Raw genomic sequence first — 20,482 nt, 5'->3', positions numbered from 1 at the left:
TAGATACCGCAGCGCTCGAACCGTGCCTCGGGTGGCGTTCGAGCGGATGAAAGCGTGTGGATCTTTGTGCGTCAGAGTGGCTCTACACCGCGGCCCCACTCGGCCTTCCACTTGCGGCGAAGGTCGTCGACGTATTTGTCCAGGACTAAGTCGGCGAAGGGATTGAGCACATAGCGGACCTGGTCGTTCGACCCGTCGGGGGTGTCGGGGTCGACCGCGACGAGGGCGAGCCGATAGTCGGGCTCGGCGTTCTTGGCGTAGCCGACCTCGCTGGTGGTGACGGTGAAGTTGTCAGCGCCCAACACGCGCCCCTTGACCTCGATGAAGATCAGGTGACCGTCGGGCTTGTGGGAACGAATGTCGAAACCCTTGTTGGAGTGAGCCATCTCCTCAGGCACCCTGCCGAGCCGACGCTCGGCGGCCAGTACGGCATCTACGGCACGACGTTCGGTGACGGTGGTGTCCAGGGCGAAGCTGCCACGCGTCGGCTGTTCGCCGGCGACGCCGGGGACCACCGCGGCGGGCAAGACGAGCGCAGCACTGATGACCTTCGGCGGGCGTACGGTGATTTGGGTCTCGAGGTCGAGCTCGCTTTGGCGGCGCGCGAGTCGGGCCTCCAAGGAACGGGCGCGATCACGTGCGGTGGCCGGTGAGAGACGGATCTTCTTGCCTGCTGCCTGTGCTTCGGCCAGCTTGATCGACTCACCGTCCCAGTAGTTCATCTGAGCCAGCAGCCGCTGACGTACCAGCCTGCGCGTCCGCTCGACAGCAGGGACGACGCGAGCGACGACGTCGGCCCGGAGCTCGGGCAGACCATGCTGGATTGCCCAATTCTGAGCAATCTTTTCAACCCCGTCGGCAAGCCAGGGTGAGGACAGCTCGGAGTTGACGGCAAGGGTCAGTGCGGTGTGCTGTTCCAGGTTCAGGTCTGCGGGCAGGGACAGGTCGAGGTACGGGGCGGCGCCTGCAGGCTGTGCGGTTCCGTCCGGCAGCACGGAGACGTACTCGAACCTCTTGCTGATTGCGGTGCCGCGCCCGTCCGAGAGCTCTTCCAGCAGGGCGAACACAAGACGGGGAGTGGTGGCGTTTTGGTCCAGGAACGTTGATCCCCGGGTAAGGGTGTCACCGTACCTGTTCAGGATCTCGGTGATGATCGCGTCCATCAGCGGATGACCGGGTGCTATGAGCTCGGCATCCGGGCGTCCGGGGATCACCACGGCTGAGGGCTCGAAGGTGATGCGCCCATAGCGCGGGCTGATGGTACGCCGACCTTCGCGCAGGACGGCCGGGACCTGGTTCAGCTCGAACCGGTCTTTCTCCCGCTTGGAGGCCCGGCCACCCAAGGCACGCAGGGACTCCATGACGAAGGCCTGCACGAAATGGGGCTGCATGCGCCGGGCGCGGGCCTCGTCCATCTGCCGACGCAGCTCGGCCAGCTCCTGCAGCCCGATCTCCGGGGTAGCCAGGGCGCGTTCCTTGATCAGCTCTTGGAGGCCGTCGGATACGGACTTGTCGATGACCTGATCCAGGTAAGCGCGGACCTCCGGCTGTTCGCCGTAGCGGATGGCTCGCACGAGCAGGTCACGGAGCGGCTCGTCTGCGAAGGCGTTCTCGCCCAGGACGTCAAAAACCTTGCCGCCGTAGGCGCGGCGCTGCTGCTCGATCTTGGTCAGCAGTCGCTGAAAGACCTGGCCCTCCCTGGTCTCGGAGGCCACGAGGTTCCACAGGCGGCAGACCTCGCGCTGGCCGATGCGGTGGATGCGTCCGAAGCGCTGCTCGATTCGGTTGGGGTTCCAGGGGAGGTCATAGTTGACCATCAGGTGCGCGGCCTGAAGGTTCAGTCCTTCGCCAGCGGCGTCGGTGGCGATCAGTACGTGGCAGCGAGGGTCGTTGGTGAACTTGGTGCGGATCTCCCGACGAGCCTGTCGCGCTGTGCCACCGTGAATGGTGCACACGGCATCCTCATCGCCGCCCAGCAGGGTGGTGATCCGGCCTGCGAGGTAGTCGAGGGTGTCGCGGTGCTCGGTGAAGATGATGATCTTGTGCGGGGCTTGGCGATCACTGCTCAGACCCTCTTCGCGAGCCTTGAGGACAAGGGAACGCAACTCCTGCCACTTGCGATCCTCACCCGAGGTACGGACCTGCTGGGCGATCTCTTCAAGACGTGCAAGGACCGCGAGCTCGGCGTCCAGCTCGGCTGCCGTGCGCGCGGCGGTGGCGGCGTCCAGGATTTCGCTCTCCAGCTGCTCCAGCTCGTCAGCACCCAGCTCGTCGGAGTCGAAGTCGTCCGGGTCGAACGACAGCGCCTCTGGTGGGGGAACGGACGGGCCAGCCAGGATCTGCTCACGGTGGGTGCGCAGGCGGGCGGCACGGCGGCGGATCGACTGGTAGATCGCCTCGGGACTCGACGCAAGGCGCCGTTGCAAGACCGTGAGCGCGAAACCGACGGTACGCCGCTTGCCGTCGGCTTGCTCGGCCCGGTTCATCTCCGTACGTACGTACTCGGTCACCTCTTCGTACAGGTGCATCTCCAGTGGGGAGAGCCGGTACTCGACGGTCTCGGCTACCCGCTCGGGGAATAGCGGCTTGCCGTCGAAGGTAAGCAGGTCCTCCTTGATCATCCGGCGCATCAGCCCGGTGGTGTCGGTGGAGTGCACGCCCTGGCGGTACTGCCCGGCGAACCTGTCAGGGTCCAGTAGCGCGAGGAACGTCTGGAAGTTGGCTTCCGACCCCGAGTGTGGAGTCGCGGTCATCAGCAGGAAGTGCCGGGTGATCCTGCCGAGCAGCTGGCCGAGCTCGTAGCGGCGAGTCCGCTTGAGTTCGTTGCCGAACCAGGAGGCGCTCATGCGGTGGGCCTCGTCCACGACGATGAGGTCCCATTCCGACTCCGCGAGGATGGTCTGCCACTCTTCGTTGCGGGCCAGCTGGTCCATGCGTGCGATCAGCATCGGGTTCCGTCGGAACGGGTCGCCGTCGCGGTCGGCCTCCGCCAGGTCGCGTGTCAAGATCGCCATCTCGATCCCGAACTTTTCCGCGAGTTCGGTCTGCCACTGCTCGACCAGCCCACCGGGTGCGACGATCAGGCAACGCTGCACGTCTCCGCGCAGCAGCAACTCTTTGAGATAAAGACCCGCCATGATCGTCTTTCCTGCGCCAGGATCATCTGCCAGCAGGAAGCGCAGGGAGCCGGCCTGAGCCAGCAAGGTGCCGTAGACGGCGCGGATCTGGTGGGGCAGCGGGTCGATGTCGCTGGTCTCCACTGCCAGCATCGGATCCGACAGACCCGCGTGCCGCATGCGCAGCGCCTCAGCCGCAAGACGGAACTGTTCAGGGGCAGCGTCGAACGACCACCGTGACCTTGGTGCTTCACGCCGCAGTCCAGGGAGGTCTTCCGGGAAGAGCACCTGGTCGAACAAGTGACCGGAATCGTCGCGGACCGTAATCTGAAGTGCGTCACCAACCGGAGTGGCGGCCACGACGGTGACTGCCCCCGAGGCCAATCCGGTGAGGCGAACCCCAGGCTCGACATCATTGGCGTGCATAAGACCCTTCCCCCCCCCACAACCAGGCGCCGAGAAACTGGGCGCCGACCGCCTTGGACGTCACTGCTTCATCGAGCGTAGTTACGCGTACCCGACGTCGCTGACGATGCCAAGGCGCAGCACATGTAGCATTCAACCACTTTCTCCACGAATGTTTCACATCTTGGTGATGATTGGATTTCAGGGGTTCTCAAGCCGCCCGCACCCGATACTCCCCCCGCTCCAGATGCCCCATAACCACCTGATGCGCCCGCCACCCATCAGGAAACTTGGGCGGCACATCCAGATACACCGGACTGCTCCGCGGATGCCGGTCCAGCAGATCCCGGATGCCGGCCCGAGCCACCACGATGCACGCGAAGCGGTGCCGGGAGAGCAGGACGCACAGGCGGCCCGTCTCCAGGTGGAAGGCGGAGGCGTCGTGGCGGCCGGAGAGCGGGTGCCAGACCAGGGTGACGTCGAACTCCCGGCCCTGGAGGCGGTTGGCGGTGTCCACGGTGATGTCGGTCAGGCCGCGGTCGGCGAGGCGGGAGCGGACCGCGTCCGCCTGTACGGTGCGTGCCGCGCCGATGGCGATGCGCGCCTCGGTCAGTGGCTCCCCGTTGACCAACGCGCCACGCTCCAGCAGCCGGGCCGCCGTCGCCGCGAGGGCGTCCGCCACCTCCGGGTCCTGGTCGAGGGTGTGGCGGGCGGGGAGTTCCAGGTAGCCCCAGCCCGTGTCGGCGGCCCGGGTGAGGACGTCGTCCAGCGGGCCGGGGCCGTGCGGCAGGCTGGCGTACGAGAGGACGCGCTCCGGTGCAGTCGTACCGGGGACGAACCGGTAGAAGGGGTAGAAGGCCTCCTCGACCAGGGGCGCTGCCGTCTCCGGGAGTCGCCAGGAGACGGGGAGCTGGTGGCGGACGAGGTCCGGGTTGTGGGCGAGCGTGACGTCGACCGCGTTGCGCAGCGGGTCCCACGTCAGACCGTGCCAGCGGTCGGTCTCCACGGTGGCGAAGGGGTCGAGCTGGCCGGGGTCGCCGACGAAGAGGACCTGTGAGTCGTCCCGGGCGAACAGCGGGGCAGTCGCCAGAAGCCCGTCCGAGCGCATCTGGTACGCCTCGTCGACGATGGCCCACCGCCACGGCGCGCACTTGTCCGGGGTGACGAACGACCACTTCTTCGCGGTGGACACCACGACCGGCAGGTCGCGCAGGTCCGTCACCTCGCTGCTCCCGGTGACACTGGGGTGCCGGGTGACGCGGGGCGGGAGGGTGTGGCCACGGGCGTGGAGGCGGCCGAGCGCCAGGCCGGGGTGTTCTCGGGCGATGCGGTCCACCAGGTCGTCGACCTGCTCGTTGGTCTGCGCGACGATCATGAGCTGGTGGCCCGCGGACGTCAGGTGTCCGGTGGCCCGCACCACCAGCGTGGACTTTCCAGCCCCGGGAGGTGAGTCGACGACGACGCCCCGGCCGGACGCGGTGTCGAGGCTGGTCAGGATCCCCGCGACCGCCCGGTCCGCACGTTCGCCGGGGGTGAGGGCTTCGGGCTCCCCGGTGTCGGGAAGGAGGGCGGTCACTCCCAGGTCTCCTCTGCGTCCTCGTCGGTGGGCTCGTACGGCTGCGGCGGACCGCCGTGGGTCCAGGGGGTGTTCTCCTCGTCTGGCAGGGCGGACGGCATGGCGGTGGGGTTGAGCGTGGTGTACGTCAGCTCCTCGCCGGTCTCCGCGAGGGTGCCGGCCGGTGCCGGGGGCTTGCGCTTGTTCGCGAAGCCGCCCTTGAGCTGGAGCATCACGGTGTGGCCGCCGTCGTCCTCCTGCCGGACATCGAGGATCCGGGCTCCTTGGCCGGGCCGGGCGGGGGACTTCACCTCCGTGCCGACCGCGAGGCTGACGCGGGTGTCGGTGCGGAGCGTGATCGTCGGGCGCCACACCTGGGAACCGGGGCGGTCGCCGGGGACGAAGCGGTCCTCGTCCCTGGCCGTCACCGTTCCCGTGAACGCCTCGCCGGTCAGCTCGTACTCCGCCATCACCAGCGGATCGTCGTACGCGCGCTCCGCCTCGTAGCGGGCGACCGCGTCCTCCAGCCGCGCCAGACGGCGGGCGGCTCTGACGGCCTGATCACGGCGGGCCTGCGGGCGGCCGTCGGCGTCCAGGTACTCGGCGTACTCGGAGAACCAACGCCGGTCGAGGGCCCAGCGGCCGGGGACGTGGGCGCCCTCCGGCAGCTCGCGGAGCAGCTCCACGCCCCGCCACATCAGGCGCCACGTCGGCAGCATCTGGCCGCTCAGCTCATGGTCGATCTGGCGTCCGATCGCCTCGCGTCCACGGTCGTCGGAGGCCTCGTCGTAGCGCGTCATCAGCTCGTGGAGCGTCCGGTCGAAGACCGGGTCCGTGGACGGACCGGCCGGCGGCCACACGGCGGGGTCCTCCGCCTCACGCGCCGCCCGCGCGCCGTCGCTGCCCTCCGGCGGATCGATCCAGGCGAGCAGGGACGCGAGGTGGGAGTCCTCGGAAGGGCTCTGGCCCGTGGCCCAGTGCGCGGCGAGCTGCCGGGTCATCGCGAGGAGCACGCTGGAGCCGGGGAACTCGGCCAGGTCCGCGAACCAGGTCAGCCATTTGCCGAGGGCCGGCACGGACGGGTCGACCGCGTACGGCCCCTCGGTGGCGCGGAGTCTGGTCAGGCGGCCGAGCAGACGGACGTACGCGATGCCTTCGCCGTTCGGCACGAGGAGCTGTGGGGCGCGCAGGAAGCGGCTGCGTTCCTCCTTCTCCCTGCCGCGGCCGACGGTGTACGGCTCCGTCTCCGTCCGGCACCCGTCGATGTATTCGAGCAGGAGGGCGGCGAGGCGCTCGGCGAACCTGAAGCGCTCGGCGCGATTCCTGGGCTGACGGACCGTCAGCAGCGTTGGTCGGCCCGGGTCTGTACCCGCGAGCGCGGCCAGGGGCGCACACGCCTCCCCGGCGAGCGTGAGCGGCACCAGGACGAACGGCTTCTCGTCCACGTGCTGGTGGCGGACGGTCGTCAGCGGCTCGGCGCGCCCGGTCCGGGACGCCGTGAGCGCGGCGACGGTGGACAGGACGCTCATGCGACCCCCCGGCGGAGTCGGCGCAGCCGGGCGGCGGCGCGCAGCAGGTCGGCGGCTTCCGCCTCGGCCTCTCCCGGGGCGGCGATGCCGTCCAGGTAGTCGAGCGCGGTGCGGGTGGAGTCGATGCCGGGCAGGTCGTTGCGCACACCGCTGCCCAGCCGTGCCGGTGCGGCACACTCGTCGGCTTCGTCGCGGCAGTAGCGTGCCATCTCGCAGAAGGAGAGGCAGGCGGGCGTGTACGAGGCGTCCAACGCCTCTATGGACGAGGAGAGTTCGTCTCCATCCCGATCGGTGTCAAGGGTGGCCGTGGCCGGGAGCTGCGCCGCGAGGTCCTCGGCGCGGCGCAGCCGGGACAACTGGAACTGGAGGGCGTCGAGTTCCTGACGGAGGTCGATCAGGCGGCCGTAGGGCCGGTTGGAGAAGTCCTTGGGGCAGACAAGCAGGAACTCGTGGGCGATCTGCTCGGTGGGCAGGCCGGCGCTTTCGAAAGCGCGGCGCAGCGCGAGGACGTACACGGCGGCCTGCTTGGCCGCCTCGGCGACGGCCGTCGGGTTGGCCTGGCCGTCGATGGCGGCGAACGAGCGGATCACGACGACGTAGAACTTTCCGCCGATGCGATGGGTGAGTGCGTCCGGCTCCAAATACGCTGTCCGGCCCGCGACTTCGAGGGTGAGCACGGGGCGGTCGAGGATCAGCCGTACGTCCTTGCCGGAGGCCACGTGTGCGATCAGGCCTCGGGTCTCCCGCTCTCGTACCTGCAGGGAGGTGTTGCCCCCTACCTCGTTGAGATCGGCTACATGGGCCTCCGCCACGGGGACGGACAGCTGTTCGCGCAGCAGCCGGATGAGCTCGGCGTACCCGCCCCACTTCACGAGGCTGTGGAACGCCTGCTCGCGCGCGAGGGCGAAGGGGGACTGACCGAACCGCGGCTCGTACCCGACTCGCTGCGCGAGCAGCGCCTTGTCCACCCCGGCCGCGTCGAGGACGGCGCGGCGGGAGCAGGCGGGGTTGGCGGTCAGGGCAGTGATCTTGCGGGCGGTGTACGGCTGAGGGGGCCGCGGTCCGCGCAGCCGCGCGAGGCGGTCGTCGGGAGGGTCGGACTGCTGCGAGGGCATCGTCTCTGCTTCAGGTACGTCTGGTGCGTCTTGGGGTAGGTGGCGGCGCTCCGGGCGGCCGCCGCCATTGCGCCGGGAAAGGTCAGGGCATAGCTCCGCCCGCGTCGCGCAGGGCATCGCGCAGCGGAGGGGCACCGAACAGTTGCTGGAGGTCGGTGAGTTGGGAACGGGCACGCTGCGCGGCGGCTCGCCGCTGCTGGTCGTCCTCCTGCTGGTGGACGGCCGCTTCGGCGTGAGCGGCGGCGATCACGCGGGCGGGGTCGGGTTCCGAGGTCGAGTCGTCGTAGGCGCCCGGGATCGTGAGGGCGAAGCGGCGCAGCAGGCGCCAGGCCGCGTCCGGTGCTGGATGTCCCGCGGTGGTGAGTCGTTGGATCTGCTGGGCGGTTCCGACGGCGTGGTTGAGGAAGTCGGCGCGGGGGCTGAGCGGGCCGATGATCCGTCGTTCTACGGGCCACGTGGAAAGGGCCAGGAGCCCACGTGCCGGCACCAAACGGTCGTGGGTGAGCGCCGCGCAGATGTAGTACGGGCGTGCGTACCCCTGCGCCGTGAAGGAGCGCTCCTCGTCCCGGCGGAGTGACGCGAGCTTGGTGGCGACCAGCGGCTCGGTGAAGAACGCCTCGTAGGTGGACGAGATGAGTTTCGGGGAGGCGGGGGCACCGAGCAGCGTGAGCGCCTGGTGGACCTGTTCGCGGATCGGGATGGAGCCGTGCGCCGGCCGCTCCTTGCGGCGTGGCTCGCTCTTGTTCGTCGACGGCGGCGGGGTCAGGGATCCGGCCAGGAGTTCCTCGCCGTCCGGCCCCGCCTCGGACTCAAGGGCGTGCTCCCACGCCGCCTCCGCCTCGCGCAGGGCGCGACGGATGCGCGTGGTCTCGGCCTTGTCCCGGGCGCGTACCGCGCCGCGCAGCTCGGTGCGCAGGTGGGACAGGCGCTGCTCCAGCTCCTCCAGTGTTGCCGCCATGCGGGGCAGCTTAGCGCAGCAACCAACCTATGCCAAGAACTTCCAAAGAGTTCCAAGATTGTGTGCTACGGTCGAATGCGGCGGCACACCCGGCTCGCCTCAGGGGTGCCGTCTGCCACGAGTAGGGGGAGGGAATTGAGTCACGACATGGCATGGCGCAGGCCGCACTGGCTGACCGGAGACGACGGCCTCATTCGCGTCGGTCCCGGTACGGGCGGTGACGAGGAGCACACCTGTCCCTCGCACGCTGCCGCCAAGGCCCGGCCCGCGCTGTCGCCCGCCCAGCGCTTACGGCTGCCGAAGCCGGAGATCGAAACCTTCACTCTCGGGCCGGTCATGGACGCCATCGACCGGGTCGAGTTCCACGAGGAGACGCCCGACCAGGCCCTGGAGACGCTGCGCTCCAGGACACCTGCCCTGCACCCCGGCCATCTCACCTACGCCGAGCACGCCCTGCGGTCGTACAGCCAGGCGTTCGCCGGGGGCGGAGACAAAGAACTGCGTCCCGTCCGTCCCTACTGGGTGGTGCAGCGGGAGAACGGCAAGTTCTGGGAGATGTACGCCTGGTGGCGCAGGTACGAGTCCGCCGACGGACGGCTGCGCGAGTACCGGAGGCTGCGGCACGGCCAGGCCAAGGGTTCCGAGCCCGGCGAGATCGCGATCGCCGTGTACGTGGCGGTCCACGGGCGGCCGGCGGCCTGGCCCCGCAAGTGGTCTCGGGCCTTCCAGCCGCACGGGCCCGCCGTCCGGCCCGAGCGCGTGCGCGTCGTCGAGGTGGGACTGGCCGACGGCCGGCCGCGCGTGCAGTTCGACGGCACGGCCGAGGACGCCGAGGCGTACTACGCCGAACACGGGCACGCGCACGTCGCCCGGGTCGTGGCGGGCGGGGCGCCGACGCCCGGCTCCTCCTGCATCGACTGCAAGCAGTTCACGGGGTGCGAGGCCGTGTCGCGCAGGCCCGGCGTCCTCGGGATTTCCTCGCGCGTCGCACCGCTGCGGAAGGTGTCCGTCAGTGATCTCCGCTACCACGCGGCCTGCCCCGCGCAGGGTTTCCTGCGCGCGCTACACCTGCCCAAGTCCGACGAGTACGGCAGCGCCGCGAAGCTCGGCCAGGCGGTGCACGGCTGGATCGAGACCCTGCACCGGCGCGACGGGTGGCCGCCCTGCACGGTCGCGGACATGCCCGCAGAGGGTGAGAACTGGACGGAAGGCCGGTGGCGAGTCTCGGACGAGGACGCCGCGACCGGCCGGGACATGCTGCTGCACCATGTCGAGGCCTGCCCCTTCCAAGACTCGGGACTCATCCAGCGGGTCGAGCCCGAAGCGCTCCGAGTCGTCCACGACACCGCCGCGCAGGCCGTGGTCATCGCCAAGCCCGACCTGCTCTACCAGGAGGACGGCTCCTGGGTGTGGCGAGAGCTCAAGACGACGAGGAAACGGCGCCGGAATCAGGAGGATCTCTTTCAGACTTATCCCCAACTCGCGCTGGCCGTCACGCTGCTGGCCCAGGGAGCGCTGGGCGGCGACCCGACCGGATCGCGCGTCGAGGTGGAAATCCTCCGGCCCGACGGCTCCGATCCGCATGTGATCGATCCGACGGATCCCGGACAGCAGGCCAGGGCGCGATCCGTGCTCCAGCGGTACGCCGGTCCCTGGCGGGAGGACGAGGTCTGGGAAGCCCGGCCCGGACCGCATTGTCAGTCCTGTCCGGTATCCCAGTGGTGTCCGAGTGCCGCGCCCGGCTTGGCCGTGGCGGGGGAGGGAGAGGTATGACGACCACGGACCAGCTGCTCGCGGTTCCCGAAGGTGCCGGGGCCGCGGACGAGACGCTGCTGCGCCTGATCGCCAGCGCCCTCGCCTGCCTGTCCCGGCAACGGACCGTTCCCAACCCGGTCTACCCGGCCAAGGTGCAGAACGCCTACAACTGCCTCGTGCTGCACTGCCTGCGGCGCGGTGAGGAACCGCCGGGCAGCGTGCCGGAGATGGTGCGCTGGGCATGCGAACGACCGCTGGGGGAGTGGCCGTTGTCGCTGCCCGACGAGGCCCGTTCGGGTGCGGCCCTGCTCGTCGACCCCGAGACCAGGCTGCCGCACCAGCTGTGCCTGGAGTGGGAGGTGAGCGCGGCTGACCCCGCCGCCGAACTGTTCGAGAACGACCGCATTCTGGAAGCTCTCGCAGTCTGCCGCGCGGCCAAGTCGCCCAGGGCCTACACCGCGTTCCGCGCCCTTCTCACCTCCCGGCCCGTGCTCACGGGTGCCGAACTGGCGCTGCTCGGCGGCGATCCGGAGTGCGGGATGCTGCTGCACAGCGTCATCAAGCGGTGCTACGAGCCCGTTCCCGCGTCCTACCTGCGTGAGGGTGCCTATCGTCAGTGCGGGCGGTGCCGCTGCCTCATGGTGCCGCTGCTCGGCGGCGGTCACCGCTGCGAACTTGACCGGTGCCGTCGTGACGGGACGCAGGACGCAGGCACCGCGCTGCGCCCCGACAAGGGTGGCGTCTTCCAACTCGGCCGCCCCTTGCGGATGTTCGTGACCAGCCCCGGACTCGCCGAGACGGATCTGCAAGCCGCCCTGAAGAAGAAGTTCGGCATCACGGCCGAGATGTGGCCGAACTACGACGCGTATGACCTCCGAGTCCCTCTGCCCGGACGGAAGTACTGGGCCGTGGACGTCAAGGACCGCGTGAACCCCGCCCTCCTGGCCCGCACGGTCACCCCCTTCCGGGGTGACCCGCCGTACGACCGGGCCTTCCTCGTCGTACCCCGCTACCGCTTCCGCGAGAACGAGGCGTACGGGCGGCAGTTCCGCCGCAACCTGCCCGACGACATGGCCGGGCGGGTCACCCTCCTGGACGACCAGGCCTTTCTACGGCTCGTGGGCCATGAACTCCCCGCCCGGGCCGAGCAGGACACAGAACCGCCGCACACGGAAGGAGACCGCCATGCGTGACCGCAGCGGCTGGCACCGGCGCTGCTCGCCCCAGCAGCTCACCGAAGTGTGGCCGACGAACCTCGGCAGCTTCCGTTCCGGCGACCTTCTCGACGTCGAACTGGGCTTGTATCTGCTTCAGGACGTCACGCCGACCCGCACCGCCGCCGACGTCTGGCCGCTGCTGGGTGGCTACCCGTACAGCGAAGCCTTCGGGGACGTCCGTACGGACGAACAGCGACTGCGCGTCCTACGGGCCCGCCACTATCTGTGGGACCTGCGCCGGCGCCACGCGTGGCGTGAGGCACTGTCCGACTATCTGGCAGTCCCCCAGCAGCTACGGGGCTACGACCTGGACGGACCCGACGACGTGCCGCGCCGCCGCGAGCCCTCGCGAGCCGCGCAGCGCTTCAAGGTGTTCGAGGATCTGCTCAGCACCGCGCCCGCATTCTCGACACGCTCCATTCCGCTCGCCGAGGCAGGAGAGCACACCTTCCGTGTGCAGGACCGCACCCACTCTGTTGTCTTCGAGGAGGAACTGCTCTCGGACCTCCTGCCCCGCGCTCACGCGCTCGACGCGCCGCCAGCAGGACGTGGGGAGCCTGTCGACGTCACCTGGGAGGAACTCGAAAAGGCCGCCGACGCCATGGACGCCGTGGAAGCGGCGGCACCGGATGGTCCCCGCAACGCCTGGGCCGGGCGTCTTCAGCGCGTCAAACTGCTCGTGCGCGACGAGTCGTCCGCAAGGTTCGCGCAGAAGGGGCGGCTGACGGTCGACCGGCTGCTGCACCTGGTCGGCATGGTCGGCGCCGGCAAGTCCACGATCCGCGACATCCTGACGTACCACGCCGTGACGCAGACGTCCCGTCGGGTGACCATCGTCGTCGGGGATGTGGCGGAAACGCTCGCCGTCGTGGAGCAGTTCGGCCGGCTGGGCGTGCGGGCCGCGCCGATCCTCGGGCACTCCACACGCGAACGCAACATCAACCGGCTGCACCGCCGCACCGCCACGGCCGGTACCGTCACCATGCTGGGGCACGATCACGCGGGCTTCGCCTACCTGAGCAGCGCCTGCCCGGTCGACGTCCTGCGCGGCCTGGAGGCCCGGCGCCCGCTCGGCATCCGTGAGGCCCCGTGCCTGACTCTCTTCACCGTCCCCGAGGCCGAGGCGGCCGAGGGTGATCCGCTGCTCGATGACGAGAGCCCGGCGGTGCGCGACTCCCGGCGGCCGAAGCCACAGCGACGGCTGTGTCCGCTGTGGAACCGCTGTCCCCGGCACCGCGGGGCCCGCGACCTGGTCGATGCCCAGGTGTGGGTCGCCACCCCGGCCGGCCTGGTGCACAGCTCCGTGCCGCAGCACCAGCACGACGAACAGCTGCGGTACCTCGAACTCGCGTGCCGGGTAAGCGATCTGATCATCGTGGACGAGGCGGACCGGGTGCAGATGCAGCTCGACACGGCCTTCGCGCCCGCCAGCACCCTCGTGGGCAAGGCCCCGAACTCATGGTTCGACGAGGTCGCCGTGCACAAGTTCCAGCAGATGGCCCGCGACGGACGGCTCCAGCTGTCCGCCCGTGACGTCGACGACTGGACCAACGCCGTCAACACGGTCAGCGCCGCCACCGACCGCCTCTACGCGCTCCTTGTCAAGGACGACGGGCTCAGGCGGTGGATCAGCGTGGACTACTTCAGCGCCTTCACCCTCCACAACCTGCTGCTCGACAGCTGGTTCCCCGGGCGCAAGGAAGGCGAGCGTCCGCCCGCGGCGGCCGGGACCCTGGACGCCGCGCTCGGACGGTTCAGGGACGATCCCCTGCACGAGCAGCACAGCGACGCGGATGACGACGAGGTGACACGCCTGGTGAACACCTTCGTCCACCTCACACTGGAGCTTCTGCATGCGCCCCAGGGCGCCCGGACCCGCGGACGGCTGCGCGAGACCCTCACCACCATCGTCTCGGGCGACACCGGCGTACTCGCCGACATGGAACTACAGGCCAGGCGCTTCGAGTTCACCCTCATCCTGTCCGCCCTGCACAGCCGCCTCGACTTCATGACCACGCTGTGGCCGCGCGTCGAGGCCGCCCTCAACCTGGAGAGCGCCTCCAATGTGCTCTCCCGCAGGCCCCCGAAGGACTACGAGGCGGTCATCCCCGAGTCGCCCATGGGCAATGTCCTGGGCTTCCAGTTCCGCCACGACGACCAGGAGCGCGACGGCGACCGCAGCGGTGAGCTCCGCTTCTTCCACTGCAACGGTGTCGGCCGCGAACTGCTCATGCGCCTAGGCGACCTGTGTGCCGTGGACGGCCGCCCCGGCCCCCACGTCCTGCTGATGTCCGCCACGAGCTGGGCGGGCACGTCCAGCAGGTATCACGTGCACGCCGAGGTGGGCGCCGTACTGCGGCCCCGCGACGAGGAGGTCGAGGCCGTACTCGGCACGGAGTTCCGCAAGGAGTTCCTGTACTGGCCTGGGGGCGACCAGCCCAAACCCCTGCGTCTGTCGGGCTGCGACCCCGAGGAGCGGCCGCAGGCCCTGCTGCACATGCTGCACCAGCTCGCTGTGCCCGACCGCAGCCTGCCCGGCTCGATGAGCATGCTGGACGCCGAGCTGGACGAGATCGACGACCCGGAGCGACGCCGCATCCTGCTCCTCGTCGGCAGCTACGACGAGGCACGCAGGGCCGCCGAGTACCTCAACCAGATCCCCGAGTGGAACGGGCGGGTCACCCAGCTCGTGTCCGACGACGCGGACGCCGACACCGCCTGGACCCGGCTGCCGGAGGACACCGCCGCACGCACCCTGCCCCGCGGGGATGTAAAGACGTTCCCTTCCGTCGGCGGTGACCTCCTCGTCGCCCCGCTGCTCGCGGTAGAGCGCGGGCACAACATCGTGCTGCGCGGAGGGAAAGCCGCCATCGGCACCGTGTACTTCCTGGCCCGTCCCCACCCGCGGCCCGACGACATCTCGCTCGCCATCCAGTCCATCAACGACTGGGCCGTACGCCAACTCCGCGACACCGACGGCTCGTTCGCGCAGGGAGCACTCGCGGCGGCCACACCCGACCGGGCCGCTGTGGCGTTCCGCAGCCGCGCCCGCGGCCAGTGGAACCGTTTCCTGACCCGCAAGCTTGCCTGGTCGAGCCTGCGCGACGACGAGAAGGTGGCGTTCACCTGGGACCAACTCGTCGTCATGTGGCAGGTCATCGGCCGCCTCGTGCGCGGCGGTGTGCCGGCCAGGGTCGTCTTCGTCGACGCGGCCTTCTCACCCCGGGAAGCCGGCTTCCAGGCCGCGGACACACCCGACACCAGTCTCCTGGCGAGCATGCGCGAGGTGCTCGCCCCCTACTTCGAGGACGACGGCACGCCCGGCCGGGAGCCTGCCCCCATCGACAAGTCGCTCGTCCGCGAGCTGTACGAACCGCTCTACCGCGCTCTGGCGGACATGGGCTGACGGCACGCCGGCACATCTCACGTTCGCACGCCCTCTTCACCTCCAAAGGAGAACCAGCCCGTGGAATACCAGTACCTCCGGGCCGCCGCCTACGTACCCGCCCCGGCCCAGGGGCCGTTCGCCGTCCCGATGTACACGCTCGCCCTCCCCGCCCACTGGGAGGAACCCGTCCTGCGCCTGTATCACGACGGGCTGAGCCAGCGGCAGGCCGAGCGGCGTCACCGCGTCCCGACGAAGCACATCAACCAACTGCTGCGCGCCACCGCCCCGGACATCGTCACGGTCGACTCCACGGCACGATTCGGCACGGCGAACCCCTGGCTGTACTGCACGGACCCGTATCCGATGCCGGTGACCAACCTCTATGTCGCCACCTGGCTCAAGAGCCTCCAGCGGAACCCGGACGACCCTGAAACCGTCGGCCTGCTGATGGACTGCTTCCGGGATCTGGACACGTCTGCCCTCAGCTGGCAGCCGGGCACAGTCGATCTCCTCGCACTGCAGGACACGCCACGAAAGACCGCGGTCCCGGCTCCGCACGTCTACCGCCTTCTCCCCGACGTCCTCGCAGCCAGGATCACGCGCCTGGCGCCGTACGAGCACAAGGGGAAGCGGCTGGCCTTCCGCCAGGTGGCGGGCCTCGGCGGCTCCCGCGGCGCGGGCAGTGGAGGCGCCGAGCTGATGTCCGACCTCATCGAGTACGTGCCCACACGCCGTGGCGGGGGAGAGGGCAAACCGGCGTACTACGCCGCGACCCTCCGGGTCACCGTGCGCACCGTGCCGTTCTCGCCCGTTCCGCGGGTACACCTGAGCGCCGGTGTCCGCCGGTTCGTGAGCGGCAAGGTGTTCATGCCGTACGGCAAAGGTGTCTCCGCCTACCTGCTGCCGGACGCCGCACTCGTGCACGACGGGCCGGTCCCGCAGCGCTTCGCCGTCGCCATGCTGGACTGGAAGAACGGCACCACCGACTGGCGACAGGGCGGGCCGGAGGGAATGCTCACCCAGGTCACCGCCCTCGACGCGCTGCCGTCCCCGGACCGGCTGGTCAAGGAGGCCGACCACTGGATCCACGGCCGTGACGGCATCCAGATCGCCGTCGGGCACCACGCCGCCATGGGCAAGCACACCATCGGCACGGGACTGATGCCCAGCGAGCGACGGCGGCTGATCGAATGGGCGGAACAGGCGCTGGCCCCGGAATTCGCGCCCATCCCGAAACTCACGCGTAGCTCGTACGCGCGACCGCCCAGGAAGCAGTTGAAGAAGCTGCCGTCCATCCCCACCAAGAAGGAGAAGACGCCGGAGGAGCTCGCGGCGATCCATGACAAGCGGGACCGGTACTCGGCGTACAACGCCCAGGTGCTGCGCGAACGCCTGGCAGAGGCGCTGGAGGGAGAGGACCTGACGGCGCTTGTTCTCTACCAGTCGGACATCATGCGCGATCGGATCATCGCCGCCGCAGAGGCCCAACTGGGCCTTGCCGGGCTCCGACGGGAGGAGGCGCCCGACACGTGGATCTGGGAATCGGAGGAACTGACGCTTCGGCTCCATGCCCGGCGTCTTGGCGCTCTGGGCGGTCCGCTCGGCGGTGATCGGGTGCCTCGCAGGGGCAAGGAGCACGACGAGGCCATCGCGGACCGTCGTACTCAGGTGGCGAACGCCATGACCGGTCTGCGTGCTGCTGTCCCCGGCATCCGGCTGGCCCTCGTGGAACTCGACGGCCAGGAGGCCTTCCGCCAGGGCAAGCGGCGCAGCGACCCCAAGTACGCGATCCGTCTGGGCTGCGCCGACGCGGGTCTGGTGACCCAGTTCATCCGTCCGCTGGATGCGACCATCGAGAAGCCGGAGAAGGCCATGGAGGACGCGCGGATGCGCGCCACCTCGGCCTGGTCGGACGCCGTGCGCCAGACCGGCGTGCGCCTGCTGCCGCAGCACACGCTCGGCGACCTCATCCCCGCCGGCCTGAGCCAGGTCGCCTTCCATCTCGTGGAGCGCCGCCACGACGGGCCCACGGGCAAGCAGCAGTTCACGCCCATTGCGATCCTCATCCGGCCTGGGGCGAAGTGCGTCCTCGGCAGGTCCGCGGACATGCACGAATGGGTTCCCTACCCCGAACTCCTCAAGGCGCTGACCGGACGCGTCGAGGCGAAGCGGACCAGCGCCGACCAGGCGGCGCTCATGGCGGCCTTCATCAAGCAGACGCTGTCGAGCTTGCGCAGCACCCCGACACTCGTCCTGGCACACGCCCAGGACGTGCGGAAACGGTGGACGTGGCTGAAGAACGACGGATTGGAGCAGGACAGGCTCGGCCTCGACGGGGGCCCGGCACAGCGGATCGGGCTCTACGGCAAGCAGCTCCGGGTCGTCCGGGTCGCCGACGGTACCAGGGACGAGACGGCGCAGTGCTGGGCGGAGCGCGAAGAACTCAACCCCGAGCTGGAGGGGCAGCAGCGAGGAGGCATCGCGATGGGGCTGTGGAGGTCCGCGGTACGGGGTGATTCCGGCCGCGTGTTCTACAGCACCGTTGGCAAGTCCGGTACCCAGAGCAAGCTCACCAACGACGACGCCAAGCTGACGCCGCACACCAACCCGTCGGGCAACAGTGCACACCGCCCGACGGCGAACGCCTGGAACCCGGATCTCCTGGAATTCACGGTGGCGTGTCTCCAGCCAGGCGACGACGCCGAAGCCTGGGCCGCGTTCGTGCACCAGCAGCGCTTCAGTGAGGACTTCCGAGAGGCACGTGACGGTCTGGGCTTGCCCCTCGTTCTGCACCTCGCCCGGTTGGCGGACGACTACGCCCTGCCGCACGAGATCGAAGACGCCGTGGATCCGACGCAGCCCCAGCCGGCAGCTTCCCCAGACGAAGATCCCTCGGGACAGCTGGCTTTCGATTTCGACCTCGACGATGCAGAAGACGACGAGTGACCCATACGGTTCTGCGCCGACCACATGTCAGGACTTTCGTCGTCCTCTTCCCTGCGGCCTTTGAACATGAACGGAGGACCTGGCACACCCACTGCCACCCCGACTCCGCGAGGATGGGGAAATGGCGTGGACAGGCTGCCGCACAGGTGGGCTTCCCTCAGCGTGGGAATTCATCACCGTACCCGTACCAGATGTCGGGCCTCAAGGACGGCACCGGTGCCGGCTCGGGGGAGCCCGGGGGCTGCACAGGCACCGCTGACGCGACGATGCATGCCCTGGCGACGTACTCGCCGTACGGCTGCGGGCTGTTCTGGGATGAGGGCGGGTGGAAGAACGGGTCCGGGTCTGGGTTCGGGCTGGAGCAGTCGGACGGGGGCTGCGTGTCGTACGAGGGCTGCGTGGCGTACGGGCTCGGTGGGTGGGCCTCCGGTGCCGTGCCGTCGAGGTACTCCGTCGCCGCGTAGCCCGCCGCGCTGAGTGTCAGGGCCGCGATGAGGAACAGGCGGGTGGCACGGGGTAACCGAGCACGTGCTGAGGGGACTTCGGGCTCAGCGGCGTCGTTCATGTGTTCCAGTCTTGCAGTCCCGTCGATCCTCCGCGCGGTGACCTCCCGCGATGAAAAGCAGGTGCGCCGGTGCCGAACCCCCGGATAAGTTCCCCCTGTTCGAAAAAAGGGGGGCCCACGTGGCGAAACTCAATCAGATCATCGCCGTCGAGAAGGGCGTCAAGAGCAAGGCGCTTCAGGACATCACCGCGGCGCACGGCAAGGTGCAGAAGCCCGCGCTGCTGGCCGGGATCTCGCGGACGTACCAGCCGAAGGACGAGGAGGGCGAGCAGCTGCCGCCCGAGTCGACGCGGGTGCAGGTGCAGGCGGAGGACGTGCTGCGGGAGATGTCCGCCTCGCTGACCCGGCTGTTCGACGTGACGGCGACGAAGGACTGGGCCAACTGCAGCGCCCGCGCCGATGTCACCGTCGACGGGCGGACGATCCTCGCCGACGTGCCCGTCAGCTACCTGCTCTTCCTGGAGAAGCAGCTCACCGATCTGCACGCCTTCGTCAAGAAGCTCCCCACCCTCGACGCCGCCGAGTCCTGGTCCCTCGACCCCTCCACCGACTGGTGGAAGACGGACCCCGTGCGCACCATCCGCACGAAGAAGGTGCCGCGCAACCACGTCAAGGCCGAGGCGACCGAGAAGCACCCGGCGCAGGTTGAGGTGTACTACGAGGACGTGCCCATCGGATACTGGACGACCGTGAAGTTCTCCGGTGCCCTTCCGGCGCGGCGTGTGAACGAGCTGCTGGAGCGGGTGGAGAAGCTCCAGCAGGCCGTGAAGTTCGCCCGCGAGGAGGCCAACGGCACCGAGGTCACCGATCAGCGGGTCGGAGACGCGGTGTTCGGTTACCTGTTCGGCTGAGGCACCCCGGCCGCCCCTGGATGAGGGCGGCCCCATGATCGCCCCCGCGTGCGAGCGCGGGGGTGCGCGACCAGCGCGGGCCGGATTGAGGACCGGTTCGCGTGCGGAGCGCAAGCTGACACTGAAGTTCAGCCTGAAGACACGGCCACGACAAGGGCCGTGATCAATCTCAGACTCTCGCTCCAGTCTCAGCATCGCCGCCGATCGCCGGACCGACCGAGGACGGACGAACGCCGCCGGATGCGAGTTCGACTCTCGCCTGCACCTCTGCCCGGTGCGGTAGTTCAAAGGAAGAACACGACGGCCTCATGACTGATCCGTCCTCTTAAACGCCGCCGGCGTGCGCAAGTGGGTGGCATCCCCAGGGGCCCGGGAGCTGGATACGACTCCCGGGCTCCGCCACGTCCCCGCCCTCTCAGCCGACGCTGTGTCCGAGCGACCGCTCCTTCACCTTTTCCAGATGCCGGGCGAACACCTCCCCGGCGTCCGGCGTCAGCGTGCGCAGCGCGACCAGCGCCGTAACGGCGACATCGCACAGCTCCGACTGCACGTCGTCCCAAGTGTGGCTCGTGCCCTTGCGGGGGTTCTGGCCGGTCGCTCCGACCACCGCCTGGGCCACCTCGCCGACCTCCTCCGACAGTTTCAGGATGCGCAGCAGCAGGCCCTCCCGGCCCTCCGCCGGGCGATGCGTGTCCAGCCAGGCGTGCAGATCGTCGATGGAGTCCCAGAGCCCGGGCGTGTGATCGGTCATGGAAAGGAAGCGTGGCAGACGCCACTGACAATGCCCTCAGCGTCCTCGCCGATCCCGCCCCTACTCCTCGAACAGCGCCTCCTGCTCGCCCTCCTTCGCCTTCCTCAGCCGCTTGTTCCGCGCCCCCACCACCAGCGCCGTGGCCGCCGCCGTCACTCCGAACGCCGCCGGGAGCATCCAGCTGCGGTCCAGGACGTGGCCGAGGGCGTGGTCCAGGGAGAGGCGGCCCGCGCCGGTGATCGCCAGGCCCGCCGCGGTCAGGCCCAGGGTCGCGGCGTACTCGTAGCCGCCCTCCTGGGCGAAGAAGCCGTTCGGTGTGTGCACGGCCGCC

General features: G+C 69.5%; 13 protein-coding genes. 6 read left to right on the top strand and 7 right to left on the bottom strand.

Going from position 1 to position 20,482, the window contains the following annotated elements; all coding sequences use genetic code 11:
• Positions 1-71: 71 nt before the first annotated feature.
• From N4P33_RS06635 to N4P33_RS06615, 5 genes are all read right to left on the bottom strand, one after another.
• Entirely contained in the window at positions 72-3,542 is a 3,471-nt protein-coding gene (locus N4P33_RS06635) for a helicase-related protein (protein WP_260825325.1), read from the bottom strand.
• 190 nt (positions 3,543-3,732) lie between these two features.
• On the bottom strand, positions 3,733-5,097 hold the full coding sequence (locus N4P33_RS06630) for an AAA family ATPase (protein WP_260825324.1): 1,365 nt from the start codon (positions 5,095-5,097) through the stop codon (positions 3,733-3,735).
• A complete protein-coding gene (locus N4P33_RS06625) occupies positions 5,094-6,605 on the bottom strand; it encodes a hypothetical protein (RefSeq protein ID WP_260825322.1) in 1,512 nt (503 codons plus the stop codon). Before N4P33_RS06625 ends, N4P33_RS06630 begins: the two co-directional genes overlap by 4 nt.
• The gene (locus tag N4P33_RS06620; protein WP_260825321.1) at positions 6,602-7,720 is read right to left on the bottom strand and encodes a hypothetical protein; all 1,119 of its coding nucleotides are present in this window, start codon (positions 7,718-7,720) and stop codon (positions 6,602-6,604) included. Before N4P33_RS06620 ends, N4P33_RS06625 begins: the two co-directional genes overlap by 4 nt.
• An 82-nt stretch (positions 7,721-7,802) precedes the next feature.
• Entirely contained in the window at positions 7,803-8,678 is an 876-nt protein-coding gene (locus N4P33_RS06615; RefSeq protein ID WP_260825319.1) for a hypothetical protein, read from the bottom strand.
• A gap of 147 nt (positions 8,679-8,825) precedes the next feature.
• Here N4P33_RS06615 and N4P33_RS06610 point away from each other — a divergent pair, with 147 nt between their 5' ends.
• From N4P33_RS06610 to N4P33_RS06585, 6 genes are all read left to right on the top strand, one after another.
• A complete protein-coding gene (locus N4P33_RS06610) occupies positions 8,826-10,451 on the top strand; it encodes a PD-(D/E)XK nuclease family protein (protein ID WP_260825318.1) in 1,626 nt (541 codons plus the stop codon).
• The gene (locus tag N4P33_RS06605; protein WP_260825317.1) at positions 10,448-11,626 is read left to right on the top strand and encodes a hypothetical protein; all 1,179 of its coding nucleotides are present in this window, start codon (positions 10,448-10,450) and stop codon (positions 11,624-11,626) included. The genes N4P33_RS06610 and N4P33_RS06605 overlap by 4 nt, the downstream gene beginning before the upstream one ends.
• On the top strand, positions 11,619-15,056 hold the full coding sequence (locus tag N4P33_RS06600) for a signal recognition particle (protein WP_260825316.1): 3,438 nt from the start codon (positions 11,619-11,621) through the stop codon (positions 15,054-15,056). The genes N4P33_RS06605 and N4P33_RS06600 overlap by 8 nt, the downstream gene beginning before the upstream one ends.
• A gap of 60 nt (positions 15,057-15,116) precedes the next feature.
• Complete coding sequence (locus tag N4P33_RS06595; RefSeq protein ID WP_260825315.1) at positions 15,117-17,984, top strand: pPIWI_RE module domain-containing protein; 2,868 nt, start codon at positions 15,117-15,119, stop codon at positions 17,982-17,984.
• A 191-nt stretch (positions 17,985-18,175) separates the two neighbouring features.
• Positions 18,176-18,448: a hypothetical protein gene (locus N4P33_RS06590; RefSeq protein ID WP_260825314.1), complete on the top strand. Its 273-nt coding sequence runs from the start codon at positions 18,176-18,178 to the stop codon at positions 18,446-18,448.
• A gap of 220 nt (positions 18,449-18,668) precedes the next feature.
• Positions 18,669-19,400 (top strand): hypothetical protein, encoded by a 732-nt coding sequence (locus N4P33_RS06585; protein ID WP_260825313.1) that lies wholly within the window; start codon positions 18,669-18,671, stop codon positions 19,398-19,400.
• A 415-nt stretch (positions 19,401-19,815) separates the two neighbouring features.
• On the opposite strand, the gene N4P33_RS06580 is transcribed toward N4P33_RS06585, so the two are convergent.
• Together N4P33_RS06580 and N4P33_RS06575 are read right to left on the bottom strand one after the other, a co-directional pair.
• Entirely contained in the window at positions 19,816-20,151 is a 336-nt protein-coding gene (locus N4P33_RS06580; protein WP_260825312.1) for a MazG-like family protein, read from the bottom strand.
• A 60-nt stretch (positions 20,152-20,211) separates the two neighbouring features.
• A partial coding sequence (locus N4P33_RS06575) for a DoxX family protein (RefSeq protein ID WP_399028805.1) occupies positions 20,212-20,482 on the bottom strand: 271 nt, incomplete at its 5' end.

This window comes from Streptomyces sp. 15-116A, assembly GCF_025290915.1.
Classification (GTDB): Bacteria; Actinomycetota; Actinomycetes; order Streptomycetales; family Streptomycetaceae; genus Streptomyces.
The sequence above is the reverse complement of the archived record's forward strand: the minus strand, read 5'-3'. Positions and strand labels throughout refer to the sequence as shown.